Raw genomic sequence first — 18,858 nt, forward strand, 5'->3', positions numbered from 1 at the left:
TTCTCCTTATTCATACTAGCTCCTGACCGAGCCGTTTTTTCCAATAATCAAAGTGAAGATAGGACATGATCTCCATCAGAGAAAGATAGACAAACTGATAGATCTGATTTAAGCTGATTATCAACTGATATTGTTTGAAAAATGACTGGAAGAAAGACCAGATATGACTGTCTTGAATCAGTCCCTTCTTAACATCAGACAGGATATTAGCTAAAGCTCCCAAGGACTGAAACGGTAAATCCTTGACATTTATATAGATCCGGTCCACCACATCATTCAGACTGGTATCTTGGATGGCATGAAATTCTCCAAAGAGAACTCCTGCCGCTCCAAGAGTAGAAACAAATTCCACCAAATAATTTCTGAGGAAATTTTCTCAACCTTTTCCCATAATGTGTTTAGTGCCATCCATAACGATCCCAACCAGAAAAAGGAAAGAAAACAAGCAAAGAAATTTTGCCGTAAATCCCAAAAAGCTTCAAGACTTGGTGTTGTTGGTTTTTCTAACTCTTTTCCTTGAACCGATCACACCAGCAATCCCACCAGCAATAGCAATGAGAACATCCCAAATGGTTGGAGAGGTTCGTGCGATCAACTCGCTACTTGCATAAGACAAGGGAGAAATCCAGAAATACAGAGTCGAAACAAGCAAGCTGACCAATACTTGAGTAAATAAAACCTCTAAAGATTGCTTGATTAAACGCGTATCAAAAATAGCTAAACCAAATCCGAGTCCAACAATCGATGTCATAAGAGGGGAAATCAGCATGGCTCCAATAATGACAGCTGTTGAATTCATATTTAAACCTATAGAGGCAATAAAAATCGCACACATCAAAATCACTGTATCTCTTAATCGAACATGAAGATCATCATATAATTTCTCACGATATTCACGTGTTGAATAATTTCCAGTCATTGGTTACTCCTTTTATTTCATATACTCTTGTTTCTGCTTAGATGGTGGCAGAGAGACTTCTTTTCAATTTTACATATTTTAATTCTCACCTGTTATTTTTTTGAAAATTATCCTTTAAGCATCCGTCAGTCCATCCTTGATATTATATCAAAAATTTTACAACCTTTCTCTGAAGAACTCAATCAATTTAAAAGATAGTGAACGGGAAAAATTCCAGTTACCTTTTTCTTTGTTCTATCCTATTTTCTCACTACATAGAAATCTAAAGAAGAGCTTGAAAGATTTCTTCCAAGTTCTTAGCATTTCTTTTTACTCAATGAGTAGGTTCACTTCCGCAAACTTAATTCGCACTGTCGTTCCTTTTCCGACCTCAGACTCGATGCGAATCTGGTGGCCCAGCTCTTCAGAAATTTTCTTAGATAGGTAAAGTCCAAGTCCAGATGACTGCTGGGTTAGACGGCCATTGTAACCTGAAAAGCCACGTTCAAAGACTCGGAGAACATCACTATTTTTTATCCCGATTCCCGTATCCTTGATACAGAGCTCCTGGCCTTCCATATAGATCTCTAACCCACCTTCCTTGGTGTACTTGAGACTGTTTGAGAGGATTTGTTCAATGACGACCAACAACCACTTCTTATCGGTCACGATGATTTTGTCAAGGTCATGGAGATTGAGCGCCAGTCCTTTTTGGATAAAGAAAAGGGCATACTTACGAACCACTTCCTTCACCAGATCCTCCACTTGAATCTTTTCAAATACTAAGTCATCGTGGAAGCTTTCCAAACGAAGATACTGCAGTACCAGATTGGTATAGGAGTCAATCTTAAAGATTTCCTGTTCCAGTTGCTGCTTGGCCTCACGATCAGAGACTTCTGCTACCAAGAGACGACTCGCTGCAATGGGGGTCTTGATTTGGTGAACCCACAAGGTGTAGTAGTCAAGCAAATCCGTCAACTTGCTCTGCGCTTCCGACTTCTTTTGATACAATTCAGACTCACGCTCTTCGAGCTTTTCTGCTAGCGCACATTCCAGAGGAGACTTGGGATCTCTCTCAGCATAGAGTACTTCCTGCCGGTAAACCTGAGCTTCTGCAAAAATATCCCAAGCCAAAAATAGGAAGGTCACAAAACTACTGAGCAGAAAGAAATAAAGAAAATAAGTTCCTAGACTAGCAAATAAAAACTGAAAGAGAAGGACAAGAAAGCCTAATGAAAAAATATAGACAAAGATGCGACTGCGAGAACGCAGATAGGCTAGAAAAAATGATTTCCAATCAAGCATGTTTCAGTCCGTATCCTATCCCTTTCTTGGTTTCGATAAACCCTGTTAAACCTTGCTCCTCCAACTTTTTACGCAAGCGAGCAACGTTGACAGACAAGGTATTGTCATCAATGAAAAAGTCGCTATTCCAGAGTTCCCGCATCAGGTCATCACGCGCCACGATATTGCCAGCATGTTCAAACAAGACCCGCAAAATTTGAAATTCATTCTTGGTCAAACTCAGGACTTCCCCCTGATAGTGCAGGTCCATAGACTTGGTATTGAGGATCACACCCGCATACTCCAGCAGACTTTCATCTCGGCCAAACTCATAGGAACGGCGCAACAAGCCCTGAACCTTGGCAAGAAGCACCTGCTGGTCAAAAGGCTTGGTCACAAAGTCATCTGCCCCCATATTGATCGCCATGACGATATCCATCGCTTGATCTCTCGAAGAGAGAAACATGATGGGCACCTTAGAAATCTTACGAATCTCCTGGCACCAGTGATAACCATTAAAGAGTGGCAAACCAATATCCATGAGGACCAAATGAGGTTCTGACTGAACAAAAAGGCTCAATACTTCCATAAAATCCTCTACCAAAACGACCTCAAACCCCCACTCAGAGAGTAGTTTACCAACTTGTTGCCGAATAACTTGGTCATCTTCTACTAGTAAAATCTTGTGCATGCGCTCCTCCTTTGTTATTTCTCAAAGTATCAAAACCCTTCATATCAGATTTACGGATCAGTATCTCATACTGTTTAGCAGCCTATTTCCCAAATTCAGATCAGAAAACAGATGCTAAATAGAGAACATTCCCACTGATATCATACCTTATTTTTAACTATAGTTCCAGCCTTATCCTATATTTCCCTTTTTTGTGCTTATTTAGTCCGTGTTTCTTTTACTTAAGGAATAGATTTAAAATGAGTAATCTTATCAAAGTAAATGCCTTGTAAGCTTATGTAACTCTTCTGTTTATAAATGTAATTGCTTTAAACCAATTTATTCATCCTTCTTATTGACAAGCTAGCCATGATTTGTTAGAATATGAATGAACAGATAATTTTATTCATTCATTCATTCATAAAATAAAGGAGGTTAAATCCTATTGGACAAAAAACAATCTTTAAAGACAGCAGCCTATGAAGTTTTTTCGAAAAAAGGTTACAAGGCAACAAGTATTTCAGAAATTGCTAGGCAAGCTGGTGTTGCAGTTGGTTCTTTTTATAACTATTACGAGAGTAAAGAAGCCATTTTTCTAGACATCTATATAGATGAAAACAACCGTGTTCGCCAAGCTATGATCGAAGAACTGGATTGGGAAATTGACATGATCGACCTCATTGGTCAACTATTTGCTCAGTCCAGAACTCTCGTTTCTTCCAATAAAATCCTTGCAGAATGGTACAATCCTGCCATCGCAGATGAGTTGCACAGCTACTATTCCTCGGAAGAAGGCAAAGTCGCAAATCCTTTTCATCAGTTTCTAGTTAAAACTTTTACAAATCGTATGCAGGCTGAAGGGTACTCGCCAGAAAAGATTCAAGATATTTTACAGGTTTATAATCTGTTTTACTATATGGATATGCATATCACTGAAAAAGATTTTCCAGATATTGGCAAAACTGTCGAAATACTTGCAACCAACTTCATTAAAGGAATTCTAAAATAAAGAATGGATTTCTTTATTTTTTAAAAAGATATGAATGAATTGTTATATAGTTCATTCATAAAATTAAGAACAGGAGTCATAAAAAATGAAAAGAGGTAAAAAAATGTTTATTATCATTCTATCAACACTTGGAGCGCTATGTATTATAACTTGGGGTGCCATTGCTTATCTTGGACGAAGCCAGACATTATCGATAAAATCCATTGAAAACCCCAGCGGAGATCTATATTTAATTCATATCACAAAACCGAGTCATCAAATCTGGAAAGCTGGGGCTTATGCTAAGTTTGCACTCCCTGATACCTCGTCTACTGCTAGTAAATATGAAGCTAAGGGAGAGCAAACCAGTCGATGGCTAACCATTGCCTCCACACCTGATGAAGATGAAATTCTCATTTTGACTCATAATAGTGGAAGCAACTTTAAGAACACCTTGACACATTTACCGGCTGGCAGTGAGATTGAGATGAGTTGGTTGGATTCCTCTTTGACTGTTAAAGATACGAATAAGCCACTAGTTTGCTTTGCATCTGATGTCGGCATTTCTGCTCTACGCCCCCTTATCAAAGAATGGGCTGGTAAATGTCCGATTATTCTCAACCATTTTGACAAAGGAGTTACTATTTTCGATAATGAGATGAAAGAACTGGCTCAAAAAACACCGAATTTTACTTATAAAACTAGCGAGGAACTTTCTCAAAGTCAAGAATTTTTAAAAAGTGCTATTGATGAATACGGCAATCAAGCCAGCTATCTCATCACAGGTCAGCCTGATGATGTAAATGAGATGAAGAATTTTTTAAAGGAAAATGGGATTGATAGCAAAAACATACAAGTAAGCTCGTTTAGAGGTTTGAAATAGGAGTAATCTATCTTCTATATATTTCAATCAAACCCTACTAGGTCATTCGAACAAGCCTACTAGCTAATTCTAGGTAAATGTGGTAGGATAAACATAGAGAAAGGAGCTTTTATGGCCAATATTTTTGACTACCTGAATGATGTAGCATACGATTCCTTTTATGATCTCCCCATGAATGAGTTAGATGTTCTTGCCTTGACTGAATTAACCTATCTTGCTTTCGATGATGTAGTCACCCAAGAACCAAAGCGTCTCATAGATCTTGCACCTCAAATCCCTAGAGAAAAGACTATGCTGACCAATAAGAACCGCCTCCAGTTGTTGGACCAACTCTCTCAACACAAACGCTTTAAAAATTGCAAACTCTCAAACTTTATCAATGATATCAATCCTGAATTGCAAAAACAGTTTGCAGCCATGACTTATCGTATCAGTCTCGATACCTATTTGCTTGTTTTTCGCGGAACGGATGATAGTATCATCGGTTGGAAAGAAGATTTTCATATGACCTATATGAAAGAAATTCCAGCTCAAAAACATGCCCTCCAGTATTTAGAGAATTTTTTTGCTCAACATCCTAAGCAAAAGGTTATCCTAGCAGGACACTCAAAAGGAGGCAATCTAGCTGTCTATGCTGCCAGTCAACTTGATCCAAACTTGCAGAAAAATATTATCTCTGTCTATACTTTTGATGCACCTGGACTTCACAAGGAACTAACCAAAACACCAGGCTATCAAAACATGATGGAAAGAACGAAAGTATTTATCCCACAAGGGTCTATCATCGGGATGATGCTGGAAATTCCAGATAAAAAAATCGTCGTTCGAAGCACCGCCTTAGGTGGCCTTGCTCAGCACGACACCTTTAGTTGGCAGGTTGAAGACAAACACTTTGTCCAACTGGACGAGACCAATAGTGACAGCCAGCAAGTCGATACAACCTTCAAGGAATGGGTTGAAACTGTCCCTGATACGGAACTGCAGCTCTACTTTGACCTCTTTTTTGGAATTATTCTTGATGCAGGCATCTCCTCTATCAACGATCTTTCTTCCTTCAAGGTCATTGAACACGTTCACCATCTCTTTGTCCAAGCTCAATCCCTCACTCCCGAAGAAAGAGAAACCATGGGACGCTTAACCCAACTCTTGATTGATACCCGTTACCAAGCTTGGAAAAATCGAGAATAGACAAAAACCAACTAATCTAACGATTAGTTGGTTTTTTGTTTCAGAAACTAATGGATACTACTTAGAATCTCGAGTATAGAATTAGTCTTCTTTTTTCTTGCGAGACACAAGTCCAAATCCGCTCATCAAACCAAGTACTCCTAGAGCTGCCAAAGCTGCATGATCTTCCGCACCAGTATTAGGTAATTCTTTGGTTGCTTTAGTAGTTGGAGATTGCTCAGTCGGTTTTTGTTGAGGGGCAGTAACAACTTTTTCGTAGACATGTTCTGTGTCGCCATTTGGAAGTTTCTTAGTCTCTACGAAGCGGTAACCTGGGATATCTTTCTTGGGTTGTTCGCCGTCTTCGGTTGGATAACCTGGAATTTCATTGCCTTCCTTATCCTTGTGACTAGTCTTCACTTTTTCGTAGACATGTTCTGTGTCACCGTTTGGAAGCTTCTTAGTCTCTACGAAGCGGTAGCCTGGAATATCCTTCTTAGGTTGTTCACCGTCCTCGGTTGGGTGGCCTGGAATGTCGTTCCCTTCCTTATCCTTATGACTGGTCTTAACCTTCTCATAAACGTGTTCTGTGTCGCCATTTGGAAGTTTCTTGGTCTCTACGAAACGGTAACCTGGAATATCTTTCTTGGGTTGTTGGCCGTCTTCGGTTGGGTGGCCTGGAATGTCGTTCCCTTCCTTATCCTTATGACTGGTCTTCACTTTTTCGTAGACATGTTCTGTGTCGCCATTTGGAAGTTTCTTAGTCTCTACGAAGCGGTAGCCTGGAATATCTTTCTTAGGTTGTTCACCGTCTTCGCTTGGATAACCTGGAATTTCGTTCCCTTCCTTATCCTTATGACTGGTCTTAACCTTCTCATAAACGTGTTCTGTGTCGCCGTTTGGAAGTTTCTTGGTCTCTACGAAGCGGTAGCCTGGAATATCTTTCTTAGGTTGTTCACCGTCTTCGGTTGGATAACCTGGAATTTCATTGCCTTCCTTATCCTTGTGACTAGTCTTAACCTTCTCATAAACGTGTTCTGTGTCGCCGTTTGGAAGTTTCTTCGTCTCTACGAAGCGGTAGCCTGGAATATCTTTCTTCGGTTGTTCACCGTCCTCGGTTGGGTGGCCTGGAATGTCGTTCCCTTCCTTATCCTTATGACTGGTCTTAACCTTCTCATAAACGTGTTCTGTGTCGCCATTTGGAAGTTTCTTGGTCTCTACGAAACGGTAACCTGGAATATCTTTCTTGGGTTGTTGGCCGTCTTCGGTTGGATAACCTGGAATTTCGTTTCCTTCCTTATCCTTATGACTGGTCTTAACCTTCTCATAAACGTGTTCTGTGTCGCCATTTGGAAGTTTCTTAGTCTCTACGAAGCGGTAACCTGGAATATCCTTCTTAGGTTGTTCACCGTCTTCGGTTGGATGTCCTGGAATTTCGTTGCCTTCCTTATCCTTGTGACTGGTCTTAACCTTCTCATAAACGTGCTCTGTGTCACCGTTTGGAAGTTTCTTAGTCTCTACGAAGCGGTAACCTGGAATATCCTTCTTAGGTTGTTCACCGTCTTCGGTTGGATGTCCTGGAATTTCGTTGCCTTCCTTATCCTTATGACTGGTCTTAACCTTCTCATAAACGTGCTCTGTGTCGCCATTTGGAAGTTTCTTAGTCTCTACGAAACGGTAACCTGGAATATCTTTCTTCGGTTGTTCGCCGTCTTCGCTTGGATAACCTGGAATTTCATTCCCTTCCTTATCCTTGTGACTGGTCTTAACCTTCTCATAAACGTGTTCTGTGTCGCCGTTTGGAAGTTTCTTAGTCTCTACGAAGCGGTAACCTGGGATATCTTTCTTAGGTTGTTCACCGTCTTCGCTTGGAATTAATGTATTCCCCTCAGTATCTACAAATGAAGTAATTGGACGTACAGTTGGAGTGTATTTTGCAGTTATTTCTGTTCCGTTCTTATCAACTCGTTTGACTGTAACTCCTGAAGCCTTCCCAACAAAGTCTTTTTCTGGTGTGAAAGTTACCACACCATTTTCATCAATGGTATAAGTTCCTTCTCCTGGAACAACTTTCTTAGTTGTGCCATCATCAAAGGTTGGTTTAACATTTTCATCAATTTCAACAGTCTTCTCTACACCGTTTACTTCAACTTTACCACCAGTAAAAGTTGGTGTACCGTTTTGTGTTTGTCCTTTAGGTCCTTCAGACTCATCATCTGTAGAAGTTGGTTTAACAGGTATTACAGTTGGAGTATACGTTGCTGTAGCAGTTGCTGTAATATCCGTATCATTAGCATCTTTTCCTAATTTTGCAGTAAGTGAAACTGTGACAGGTGTAGCTGTACCGGTAAATGTCTTCAATGGAACAAAAGTTATTTCACCTGTTTCATTATTAATTGAGTAGGTACCCTGACCATCAATTGTTAGAGTATCAACAAATCCACCTGTTTTTGGATCTACTAACTTAGCAGGCGAAGAAGCACTTGGTTTTACTGGCGATCCATCTCCAACAGATGTAAAGGTTGGAGTTTCTTTTTGAGTAGCACCTTGAATATCAGTCGAAGTCACATTATGTCCTTCAATCGTATCAGTTACTGTAATATGGTAGGTTGTTGTAGCGGTTGATGAATCAACTCCATGATCAACTCCCGACTCAGTTCCACCGATTGTTGCTTCAGTAGTATAATTTCCATTACTATCAATAACATCAATCTTAACAGTATATACTCCTACTTCATTTAAGCTATATCCACTAGCAATATTATAGTTATTTGCATCTTGTTTGGTATCAAATACTTTTTGAACTCCTGAAGGCGATGTTACTGTGATTCGAGTGATATAGGTAGTTTTTCCATATTTCGTATCTTCAGAGTCTGAGATGCTTACTGCAGCTTTTGCTTCATTACGAAGATCAACAGTTGTACCTTTTGTTAAAGTATAATCTTGTGAAGTTGCTGTTGGTTTTGTATTTACAACCGTTGCCACATCCGTATTTGTGGCAATAGTCCCTCTAATAATACCACCAAATCCTGACTTAGTATGAACTTCCCAAGAGTCATTTCCAAGCTTAGTAGCAGTCACTTCCGTTCCATCAGATGACGCCCAGGTATTTGAATGTTTGTCATAAGTGACAGTTACTGACATTCCATCACCTACCTGATTAGTATTCTTAGAAACATAAATCGTTTCTGGGCGAGTTGGCGTTTCTACACTTGTCACTTTCCCAGTGCTATCAAGCTGTCGAATGTACTCATAGATATAAAATTTCATACCACCGTCTTGCTGAGCTTCTGTGTACACTTGACGTTTAGTCCATCTTGTCGTACCATCACTATTCAGTGTTTTACTTTCAGCATAGTCGCCAGGTAACTCCCAGTGTCCGGTAGCCTTATTAAAAGTCGCAGTATGTTTTTGCCCATCCGTTCCATTTAACTCAACTTGTTCACGTAAGAAAGTTCCCTTCACATTTTCAACAGATGCTTCCACTTTAATATTGTCCACACCAACTTTGGCAGTCGCCTCTGATGTCACAGGAATATTAAAGACTGTATCGGAATCTACAATACCTAATTCTTGATTTTCAGAAACAGCTGTGTTGGTTGAAGCACTGTCTACGAGCCATTTGCCATTAACTGCTTTTAGATTGGTTACAGTACCATCAGGCATTGTTACCTTAGCACTTGATGCACCTTTAGAAATTTTAACTGGTACAACTGTTGAGTAAGTTTCAACGTTTTGAACCTCAACCTTTGGTTTCACGACTAATGTTACAGTAGCATGTGCTTCTTGTCCAGATTGGTTCCAGACATTATTATTAGCCAATTTATCATAATCTTTTGCAAATACGGAGACTGTGTAAATTCCTGCTTCAGTTAATTTTCCAGAAATGATTCCTCTCCCCATATTCGTTTGATCAGCAGCTTGCTCATCAGAAGTACTATTTGCAACACTATATTTAGTTCCTGGAATTAATACTTTGGAATCATCTAATGCTTCACCAATAGTATTATATCCCGAAACTCCTGTTACTGATTTAGAGAATCTTTGAGGTACTCTTACAACTTTGCCTTCAACCGTTGTATAGTTATAAGTTCCTCGACTATTTGCTGGTGTTGCACTTGCACCTGACTCATCATAGAATTGAATATTTACATTAGCATCATCACCAACATTACGATCATAACGCTCAGAATCTGATTTTATTTTAGGAGGCGTACTATCTTGCCATCCGACCCAACCAGCACGAAGATTCTGAATTTGGAAAGTTACCGTACGACCGTCTGTATTGGTCGCAGTAATATTAAATCGTAAATCATAAACTCCATTTTCAATATCCGCTATAACTTTTCCTTGAATTGTGTCTGTTTCTGAATCGTATGTCAATCCCGGCACAAGGTTAGTTGGGGTTACAGAAGTTAAACTCCAACCAGCTTGCTTGGCATTTTCAGAAACAGCGATACGATCTTTCAAGCCTTTAATATAAACTCTGTCAACTCCTTGTTCATACCCATAGCCATAAATTTCTGTAGCTAGGTATTCATAACCACCGTTAGCAGAGTATATTGACGTCGCAGCGTTTGAAATTCTTGACCCATCCGCACGGAGTTTATTTCTCCAAAGTGGTGCTTCTTCAGCTAACTTTTTAGCAGCATCAGGAGTTAATGGATAGTCTACACGTCCTTTGTTGTTATGACCAGTCTTTCCACCTTGTTCTGTATGCATCCCGTTTCCAGCATTTGTATCATTACCAACCCGCTGATTAGAATAGACTTCAATCTCTAGACCTGTAGCATCAGTACCCGTAATTAATTTAATTTCTTGTACTGGAATCGTATAGGTATCTTTACCAGTATGATTTGCAGCGTTTGTTTCCGATGCATGAGTTGTATTAGAACCCTCTTCGGCATAGAAATCTTGAGCAGCCAAAGCGACTCCAAAGTTTCCATCTTTTCCAACTCCTGCTTTTTTCAGATCATTGTAGACAGCAAGAATGGAATCATTTAAGCGTGACAATTGATCATTGATTTGTTTAGCTGTAAGGACATCATTCGATAAGACTTTTTTAGTTTCTGCAATAACTTCCTTATTATTAGCTATCGCCGCCTCAATTGCCGCTTTGTTTTCACCCTCAAGCTTATTTTTCCGGACTGCTTCAGTTGCTAAAACATTGGTTACCTCAGCTTCAGACGTAACTTGTTCTAAGACTTTTTTCTCTTCTTGGACTGGTTTGACAGTTTCTTCTGCTTCTTTTGTTTCTTCTGCTTTTTCTGTAGATTCCGTTATTTTCCCAACTTCGACAGATTCAGCAAATACCGTAATTAAATCCTTAATCTTAGCAAGTTCAGTATCCACTTCCTCTTGCTCAACCATCTCTTTTGAGATGACAGATTTCGCAGAATCTAATAGTTCTTTAGCAGATGTTAGTACCAAGTCATCTATATTCTTTGCTGTTTTTACTTTCTCTTCAAGTTCTGTAATTTTTTTAACTAAATCCGTTTTATCAACCGTCTTAAGGGCAACTTCTTTTTCTTTTTTTATCGAATTTTCAGGTGTTTTTGTTTCCGTAGAAAATTCCGTATTCAATGTCGATGTTGAAACAAGCGTAGTATCTGCTCCTTGAAGTTCCATCGCTGATACTGCTCCATTGCCCAAAAACATCAAACCTGCTGAAATTGCTACTGATGCTACTCCTAAACTATACTTTCGAATCCCGTATCGAATGTATTTCTCCGTTCTAAAATCCTGTTGCTTACTCTTCATAAGAAAAACAACCTCCCTATTTTTATTATGTCGATATTGAAATATAGAAAAAACGAAATTTCTTTCCCTTCTCGAAAATTGGTTTTTAAATTTCGTTATTCTAAAAGGATTATATCCTCATATTCAATATGCATATTCATACTAACATTTTCTGTTCTCTTTTTCAATATTTTTAATTATTTTATTTGAGAAAAATACAAAAATAATTTAACACCGAATACTTGAAAAGACCAATACTCACAGAGGTTTACATCATGTAAATTTCAGGTGTCGCTTATCCGATAATTAAATAAAATACACTTTTATGTATCAATTTATTTTTTAGAGTTTTGTAGAAGTTAAATTTTTCCCACACTTACATTGTTATAACAAAAAAATTCTATAAGAAGTACACAAATCTAACAGTATATTTCTTAGCCGTTATTTATAGATTATCATGAAAATTTGACTTAGAGGCCGAGACCCTAAACCTTGACTACAGATTCATTTTTTGTTAAAATGTAACAAATCTTATTACATCTAATATAAGATAAATCCATGAAAGGACTTCTACTATGAAATCATTAAAAGGTATTTTATTTATCGGACTTAGTATGCTTCTGACGATCCTAGCTTGGCTCAGTTCAGGTGCCAGTCAGTTTCTAATCCCTGGTTTAGCTCTCACTACGCTCTCACTTACTTTTATACTAGCTAGCCGTTTACCCTTACTTGAAACTTGGTTTAACGGACTTGAAAAGATGTATCTAGCTCATAAATTCACCGCTTTTCTATCCATTCTCCTACTAACCCTACACAACTTTAGCATGGGCGGTCTCTGGGGTTCGCATTTGGCCGCACAGTTTGGAAATATCGCTATCTATATCTTTATCAGCATTGTTCTGGTTGCCTATCTGGGACAATATATCCAGTATGAAGCATGGAGATGGATTCATCGATTGGTTTATCTAGCCTATATCTTTGGCCTTTTTCATGTTTTGATGATCATGGGAAATCGTCTCCTCTCCTTTAGTTTCCTAGGTCTTATCTTTGGAATCTATGCTATTTTAGGCTTGCTTGCAGGATTTTATATTATTTTCCTTTATCAAAAGATCGGTTTCACCTATCTTGGAAAAATCGTAGGAATCAAACGCCTCAACCACGACACGACTGAAATTGAAATAGAGCTCAGTCATCCTTTCACCTACGAATATGGACAATTTGCCTTTCTAAAAATTTTCCAAAAAGGTTTTGAGACTGCTCCACACCCTTTCTCCATCTCTGGGGGACAAGGACGAACTCTTTATTTTACGATAAAAAACTCTGGTGACCACACCAAAAATATCTATGATAATCTTCAAGTTGGTAGCAAGGTTGCAGTTGATCGCGCCTATGGGCATATGACTATGGAACATGGTCCAAAGCAGCAAATCTGGATTGCAGGTGGAATTGGAATGACACCTTTCATCTCTTATATCCGAGAACACCCTATCCTAGACAGGAACGTCCGCTTCTACTATAGTTTCCGTGGAGAGGAAAATGCTGTCTACCTAGATCTACTTCGTGACTACGCCCGTCAAAATGCTAACTTTGACCTGCAGCTGATCGATAGCAATGAAAAAGGATACCTGACTTTGGATCAAGAAGAAATCCCTGACCAGACTACTGTTTATATGTGTGGACCGCTTCCTATGATGAAGGCCCTTGCCAAGCAAATCAAGAAAAAGAATCCCAAAACAAAACTCATTTACGAAGGTTTCAAGTTTAAATAAGATCATTGTCCCTCTAACACAAAAGAGGGACTTTCTTTTCACTTTATTTCTCTCTTCTATGCTATACTTAGTTTAATACATTCTTTGAGATTGGAGCCAGTATGAAAATCCATAAAACCGTGAATCCCGTTGCTTATGAAAACACTTATTATCTGGAAGGAGACCAACACCTGATTGTGGTTGACCCAGGTAGCCATTGGGAAGCTATCCGCATGACTATCGAAAAAATCAACAAACCAGTCTGCGCGATTCTCCTGACCCACACCCACTACGACCATATTATGAGTCTGGACTTGGTTCGTGATACTTTTGGAAATCCTCCAGTTTATGTAGCAGAGAGTGAAGCATCTTGGCTTTATACACCTATAGATAATCTCTCTGGTCTCCCTCGTCATGATGATCTGGCAGATGTGGTCGCAAAACCTGCAGAGCACACCTTTGTCTTTCATGAGGAATACCAGCTTGAGGAATTTCGTTTTACAGTTCTACCAACCCCAGGGCACTCTATCGGCGGTGTTTCTATCGTCTTTCCTGATGCCCATCTAGTCTTGACGGGAGATGCCCTATTCCGAGAAACCATCGGACGAACAGACCTTCCTACAGGTAGCACGGAACAACTCCTCCATAGCATTCAGACGCAACTCTTCACTCTTCCTAACTACGATGTCTATCCTGGTCATGGTCCAGCTACGACTATCGCTCACGAAAAGACCTTTAATCCTTTTTTCTAGCAAGCAAAAAACCAAGGAAGAAAATCCTTGGTTTTTGTCTTACCAAATAATCACACGATCCTCTGGTGAACGCCACATACCGTCGCCTTCTTTGACATCATAAGTTGTAAAGAAGTCATCGAAGTTTGGTACTTGGACATTGACACGGAGTTTAGCAGGCGCGTGCACATCGACACTGGCCATGAGTTTCATCAACTCCGGACGGCCTTTCATACGCCAGATACGAGCAAAGTTGTGGAAGAATTCTTCAGCAGAGAAGTCTGGCTCTCTCTTAGCAGCTTCAAGGGCTGCAGCAATTCCTCCAAGGTCAGCAACGTTTTCTGAAACTGTCAACTTACCATTTATAGTGGCACCATAAGATTCTTGACCATCAAACTGGTCGATAACTTTCTGAGTTTTTTCCTTAAAGGCAGTATAGTCACTCTCTGTCCACCAATCCTTGAGGCTACCATTTTCATCAAAGGAAGCTCCATTTGTATCAAAGGCATGAGAAATTTCGTGAGCGATAACTGCTCCGATACCACCATAGTTGGCTGAAGATGACTGATGCAAGTCATAGAATGGAGCCTGTAAAATGGCAGCTGGGAAAACAATCAAGTTCTTCTGAGGATTGTAGTAGGCATTAACCATGTGTGCTGGCATGCCCCACTCCTTGTAGTCAACTGGCTGGTTCCACTTGCTCCAGCTGTGCTTGATTTCCACACGCGCAAAGGCTAGGGCATTCTCAAAGAGACTGGCAGTTTCGTCCACTACCTTGTCCTTGTAGCGGGCTGGCAATTCCTCTGGATAACCGATATAAGGCTTGATGACATTGAGTTTGACAATAGCCTTATCACGCGTTTCAGGAGTGAGCCAGTCATTCTTAGCCAAACGTTCCTTATAAACATCAATCATAGTCGCCACTTTTTTCTCTACGTCTGCCTTAGCTTCTGGGGAGAATTTTTCATGCGCATACCAGAGACCAAGGGCTTGCTTAAAGGGACCTTGGGCCAAGTGATAGGCTGCCTTGACCTTGTCCTGAGCTTCTGGAACACCTGAAAGGGCACGTCCATAGGCACCTGATAGGACACGAATCTCGTCTGTGAGATAGCTGGTTGAAAGATTGACCACAGCCAAAATCAAGGTTGCCTTAAGCAAAGGCCACGCTTCTTCACTATAAAATTGGTCTGCTGCTTGCCAGAAACGTTCCTCATCTACGATAACCTTATCTGGAGTTTGTCCAAGAACTGCTTGGAAGAAATCATCCAAAGGTAGGGCAGGGGCAAATTTCTTGAAATCTTCATAAGCGTATGGATGGTAGAGTTTGGCATATTCTGAACTTTCTTCGTTTGAAAGAACCACTGCTGCGATACGACGGTCCAATTCCAATCTCTTCTCTAGTAAGTCTTCGATTTCCTCATCTGAAAAATCATAGGCTTTGAGAAGATTTGCGCTACTTTCCTTCCAAAGCGTCAAGAGCTCCTCACGTTGAGGATGGTCTTCAGCATAGTAGGTTGTATCTGGCAAGATAGTTCCTGGTGCACTTGCCCAGAGAACATTGGTTCTGGCATCCATAAAGTCTGGTGATACTCCAAATGGAAGGAAGTTTGGTTTACCTGCTAGTTCAAACTCTGCCAGTTTGCTGGTAAAATCTGCAAAGCTCTCCAAATCTTGGTATTCCTTGAGCAGAGGAAGGACAGGCTTGATTCCATCTGCATCCCTCTTATCAAAATCACGTACCATACGATGGTACTTAACAAAATTTGCGAGGATAGCGTCCTCTGGAACATCTTCGCCTTCCAACCACTTGTCCGTAGTTGCCAGCATTAACTCTTCAATTTCCTCATCAAGGTCAATAAAGCCACCTGTTCGAGATTTATCAGCTGGAATAACAGCTGTTTTTTCCCATTCTCCATTGATTGCATCATAAAAATCGTCTTGATAACGTGTCATCTTGTTCTCGCTTTCATTTTTTCACTTATTCTTAGCTTAGCAAAAAACACTTGGGAATGCAATTAAAAATGGTCTCTCTTTTTTCTTCATTTTTCAGTTATTATTTTAAATTTTTTAAAAATTAACTTGACTTAATTTTTTTTTTAATGTATATTAAAAGACAGGAGGAAAATAACTGTATGATACGTATCGAAAACCTCAGTGTCTCCTACAAAGAAACGTTGGCACTAAAGGATATTTCACTAGTGCTCCACGGACCAACGATTACCGGAATTATTGGTCCAAACGGTGCTGGAAAATCAACTTTATTAAAAAGTATGTTGGGAATTATCCCACACGAAGGTCAGGCCTTTCTCGATGACAAAGAAGTCAAGAAATCTTTACATCGAGTTGCCTATGTCGAGCAAAAAATCCATATCGACTACAATTTCCCTATCAAGGTCAAGGAATGTGTCTCACTGGGACTCTATCCATCTATCCCGCTCTTCCACACTTTAAAGGCCAGCCACTGGAAAAAAGTGGCGGATGCACTTGAAATCGTTGGACTCTCAGACTATGCTGATCGCCAAATCAGTCAGCTCTCTGGAGGACAATTCCAACGTGTTTTGATTGCCCGCTGCTTAGTGCAGGAAGCTGACTACATCTTTTTAGATGAGCCTTTTGTCGGGATTGACTCGATCAGTGAAGAGATTATCATGAATACACTGAGAGACCTTAAAAAAGCTGGTAAAACAGTTCTCATCGTCCATCATGACCTCAGCAAAGTCCCTCATTATTTCGACCAAGTTATGCTTCTCAATCGAGAATTGGTTGCTATTGGTTCAACTGAAGAAACCTTTACCGAAGCCAATCTCAAAAAAGCTTATGGTAGTAAGCTCTTCTTTAATGGAGGTGACCTATGATAGTAGAATTTATCGATGGATTGCAACATTTCCATTTCCTACAAAATGCCCTGATAACAGCTATAGTCATCGGGGTGGTTGCTGGAGCCGTGGGATGTTTTATCATCTTACGTGGAATGTCTCTCATGGGGGATGCCATCTCTCACGCAGTTTTGCCCGGCGTAGCCCTTTCCTTTATCCTGGGAATTGATTTCTTTATTGGAGCGATCATCTTTGGCTTGATGGCTTCCATCATCATTACCTACATCAAGGGTAACTCTATCATCAAGAGTGACACTGCCATTGGTATTACCTTTTCATCTTTCTTAGCCTTAGGTGTCATCTTGATTAGTGTTGCCAAGAGTTCGACAGACCTCTTCCATATCCTTTTTGGGAATATCCTCGCTGTCCAAGATACGGACATGTGGATCACCATTGGTGTGGGGGCATTGATTCTCTTGATTATCGGGATTTTCTTTAAACAACTATTGATTACATCCTTTGACGAGCTTTTGGCTAAAGCCATGGGAATGCCTGTTAATTTCTATCACTATCTACTCATGGTGCTCTTGACCCTTGTGTCAGTCACTGCCATGCAAAGTGTTGGAACGATTCTTATCGTGGCCATGTTGATCACCCCAGCTGCGACGGCTTACCTTTATGCGAATAGCCTAAAGAGCATGATTTTTCTTTCATCAACCCTAGGGGCAACCGCTTCTGTTTTGGGACTCTTTATCGGCTATAGCTTCAACCTCGCAGCAGGATCCAGCATCGTGCTCACATCTGCCAGCTTCTTCTTAATCAGTTTCTTTATCTCTCCAAAGCAACGATACTTGAAACTAAAAAATAAAAAAATCAATAAATAAGGGGAAACCCTTCTGGAGGAATCTAATGAAAAAATTAGGTACATTGCTCGTTCTTTTTCTTTCTATCATTGGATTAGCTGCCTGTGCTAGTGGGAAAAAAGATACAGCATCTACAAACCAAAAACTAAAGGTTGTAGCGACTAACTCTATCATTGCTGATATTACTAAAAATATCGCTGGTGACAAGATTGATCTTCATAGTATCGTTCCTGTTGGTCAAGACCCACACGAGTACGAACCACTTCCTGAAGACGTAAAGAAAACTTCTGAGGCTGACCTCATTTTCTATAACGGTATCAACCTTGAAACAGGTGGCAATGCTTGGTTTACCAAATTGGTCGAAAATGCCAAGAAAACTGAAAACAAAGACTACTATGCAGTTAGTGACGGTGTAGACATCATCTACCTTGAGGGTCAAAACGAGAAAGGCAAAGAAGACCCACACGCTTGGCTCAACCTTGAAAATGGAATTATCTTTGCTAAAAATATCGCTAAACAGTTGATTGCAAAAGACCCTAGCAACAAGGAATTCTACGAAAAAAATCTCAAAGACTATACTGAAAAGCTAGACAAACTGGACAAGGAAGCCAAAGAGAAATTTAACAATATCCCTGCTGAGAAAAAACTCATTGTAACCAGCGAAGGATGCTTCAAATACTTCTCTAAAGCTTACGGAGTTCCAAGTGCCTACATCTGGGAAATCAACACAGAAGAAGAAGGAACACCGGAACAAATCAAGACCTTGGTTGAAAAGCTTCGCCAAACAAAAGTTCCATCCCTCTTTGTTGAATCAAGTGTCGATGACCGTCCAATGAAGACTGTTTCACAAGACACAAATATTCCAATTTACGCACAAATCTTTACTGACTCAATCGCTGAAGAAGGTAAAGAAGGTGACAGCTACTACAACATGATGAAATACAACCTTGACAAGATTGCTGAAGGTTTGTCAAAATAATCCATTAAAAACGTCATTCTCACCGAATTGGCGTTTTTTCAATTTCCGGTCAAATCATTGGAAAAATCTGACAATTCTCGGTAAAATAAAAG

Annotated in this window: 13 protein-coding genes and 2 pseudogenes; 8 read left to right on the forward strand and 7 right to left on the reverse strand. The window is 39.9% G+C overall.

The features are described 5' to 3' along the window. Positions 1-10: 10 nt before the first annotated feature. From MK395_RS06085 to MK395_RS06105, 5 genes and pseudogenes are all read right to left on the reverse strand, one after another. Positions 11-352: a hypothetical protein gene (locus tag MK395_RS06085; protein ID WP_000397556.1), complete on the reverse strand. Its 342-nt coding sequence runs from the start codon at positions 350-352 to the stop codon at positions 11-13. Beyond that, positions 277-510 (reverse strand): annotated as a pseudogene (locus MK395_RS06090) (TMEM175 family protein); the annotation flags it as partial. The pseudogene MK395_RS06090 and the gene MK395_RS06085, both read right to left, overlap by 76 nt. Next, positions 509-919, reverse strand: a pseudogene (locus MK395_RS06095) (DUF389 domain-containing protein); the annotation flags it as partial. The pseudogenes MK395_RS06095 and MK395_RS06090, both read right to left, overlap by 2 nt. Before the next feature lie 309 nt (positions 920-1,228). After that, a complete protein-coding gene (locus MK395_RS06100; protein WP_268711489.1) occupies positions 1,229-2,203 on the reverse strand; it encodes a sensor histidine kinase in 975 nt (324 codons plus the stop codon). After that, the gene (locus MK395_RS06105) at positions 2,196-2,873 is read right to left on the reverse strand and encodes a response regulator transcription factor (protein ID WP_268711490.1); all 678 of its coding nucleotides are present in this window, start codon (positions 2,871-2,873) and stop codon (positions 2,196-2,198) included. Before MK395_RS06105 ends, MK395_RS06100 begins: the two co-directional genes overlap by 8 nt. Positions 2,874-3,291: 418 nt before the next feature. Here MK395_RS06105 and MK395_RS06110 point away from each other — a divergent pair, with 418 nt between their 5' ends. The 3 genes from MK395_RS06110 (at position 3,292) to MK395_RS06120 (ending at position 5,911) form a co-directional block, all read left to right on the forward strand. Beyond that, entirely contained in the window at positions 3,292-3,861 is a 570-nt protein-coding gene (locus MK395_RS06110; RefSeq protein WP_268711675.1) for a TetR/AcrR family transcriptional regulator, read from the forward strand. Positions 3,862-3,946: 85 nt separating this feature from the next. After that, on the forward strand, positions 3,947-4,723 hold the full coding sequence (locus MK395_RS06115; protein ID WP_268711491.1) for a ferredoxin reductase domain-containing protein: 777 nt from the start codon (positions 3,947-3,949) through the stop codon (positions 4,721-4,723). A 111-nt stretch (positions 4,724-4,834) separates the two neighbouring features. Continuing rightward, a complete protein-coding gene (locus tag MK395_RS06120; protein ID WP_268711492.1) occupies positions 4,835-5,911 on the forward strand; it encodes a DUF2974 domain-containing protein in 1,077 nt (358 codons plus the stop codon). A gap of 81 nt (positions 5,912-5,992) precedes the next feature. On the opposite strand, the gene MK395_RS06125 is transcribed toward MK395_RS06120, so the two are convergent. Continuing rightward, positions 5,993-11,650 (reverse strand): YSIRK-type signal peptide-containing protein, encoded by a 5,658-nt coding sequence (locus MK395_RS06125; protein WP_268711493.1) that lies wholly within the window; start codon positions 11,648-11,650, stop codon positions 5,993-5,995. A 554-nt stretch (positions 11,651-12,204) separates the two neighbouring features. Here MK395_RS06125 and MK395_RS06130 point away from each other — a divergent pair. Further along, a complete protein-coding gene (locus MK395_RS06130) occupies positions 12,205-13,398 on the forward strand; it encodes a ferredoxin reductase family protein (protein ID WP_095726208.1) in 1,194 nt (397 codons plus the stop codon). Positions 13,399-13,499: 101 nt separating this feature from the next. Next, positions 13,500-14,129 (forward strand): MBL fold metallo-hydrolase, encoded by a 630-nt coding sequence (locus MK395_RS06135; protein ID WP_084944370.1) that lies wholly within the window; start codon positions 13,500-13,502, stop codon positions 14,127-14,129. Between the two features lie 39 nt (positions 14,130-14,168). Here MK395_RS06135 and MK395_RS06140 read toward each other — a convergent pair whose 3' ends face one another. Then, positions 14,169-16,061, reverse strand: a complete 1,893-nt coding sequence (locus tag MK395_RS06140) for a M13 family metallopeptidase (protein ID WP_049519283.1) — start codon at positions 16,059-16,061, stop codon at positions 14,169-14,171. Positions 16,062-16,240: 179 nt separating this feature from the next. Between MK395_RS06140 and MK395_RS06145 the strand changes: the two genes are divergently transcribed. Genes MK395_RS06145 through MK395_RS06155 form a run of 3 tightly spaced genes read left to right on the forward strand, consistent with a single transcriptional unit; the run spans position 16,241 to position 18,766 of the window. Then, on the forward strand, positions 16,241-16,963 hold the full coding sequence (locus tag MK395_RS06145) for a metal ABC transporter ATP-binding protein (RefSeq protein ID WP_084922055.1): 723 nt from the start codon (positions 16,241-16,243) through the stop codon (positions 16,961-16,963). Continuing rightward, a complete protein-coding gene (locus tag MK395_RS06150) occupies positions 16,960-17,808 on the forward strand; it encodes a metal ABC transporter permease (RefSeq protein ID WP_000634601.1) in 849 nt (282 codons plus the stop codon). Before MK395_RS06145 ends, MK395_RS06150 begins: the two co-directional genes overlap by 4 nt. Before the next feature lie 25 nt (positions 17,809-17,833). Then, complete coding sequence (locus MK395_RS06155) at positions 17,834-18,766, forward strand: metal ABC transporter substrate-binding protein (protein ID WP_049489570.1); 933 nt, start codon at positions 17,834-17,836, stop codon at positions 18,764-18,766. Positions 18,767-18,858 lie beyond the last annotated feature (92 nt).

Origin of the sequence: Streptococcus oralis, assembly GCF_026782085.1 — a bacterium.
Classification (GTDB): Bacteria; Bacillota; Bacilli; order Lactobacillales; family Streptococcaceae; genus Streptococcus; species Streptococcus oralis_DA.

Excerpts from the sequence above, each read along its gene's own strand:
- MK395_RS06100 (WP_268711489.1), bottom strand. The coding sequence starts at position 2,203 with ATGCTTGATTGGAAATCATTTTTTCTAGCCTATCTGCGTTCTCGCAGT.
- MK395_RS06105 (WP_268711490.1), bottom strand. The coding sequence starts at position 2,873 with ATGCACAAGATTTTACTAGTAGAAGATGACCAAGTTATTCGGCAACAA.
- MK395_RS06115 (WP_268711491.1), top strand. The coding sequence starts at position 3,947 with ATGAAAAGAGGTAAAAAAATGTTTATTATCATTCTATCAACACTTGGA.
- MK395_RS06120 (WP_268711492.1), top strand. The coding sequence starts at position 4,835 with ATGGCCAATATTTTTGACTACCTGAATGATGTAGCATACGATTCCTTT.
- MK395_RS06125 (WP_268711493.1), bottom strand. The coding sequence starts at position 11,650 with ATGAAGAGTAAGCAACAGGATTTTAGAACGGAGAAATACATTCGATAC.
- MK395_RS06130 (WP_095726208.1), top strand. The coding sequence starts at position 12,205 with ATGAAATCATTAAAAGGTATTTTATTTATCGGACTTAGTATGCTTCTG.
- MK395_RS06135 (WP_084944370.1), top strand. The coding sequence starts at position 13,500 with ATGAAAATCCATAAAACCGTGAATCCCGTTGCTTATGAAAACACTTAT.
- MK395_RS06140 (WP_049519283.1), bottom strand. The coding sequence starts at position 16,061 with ATGACACGTTATCAAGACGATTTTTATGATGCAATCAATGGAGAATGG.
- MK395_RS06145 (WP_084922055.1), top strand. The coding sequence starts at position 16,241 with ATGATACGTATCGAAAACCTCAGTGTCTCCTACAAAGAAACGTTGGCA.
- MK395_RS06150 (WP_000634601.1), top strand. The coding sequence starts at position 16,960 with ATGATAGTAGAATTTATCGATGGATTGCAACATTTCCATTTCCTACAA.
- MK395_RS06155 (WP_049489570.1), top strand. The coding sequence starts at position 17,834 with ATGAAAAAATTAGGTACATTGCTCGTTCTTTTTCTTTCTATCATTGGA.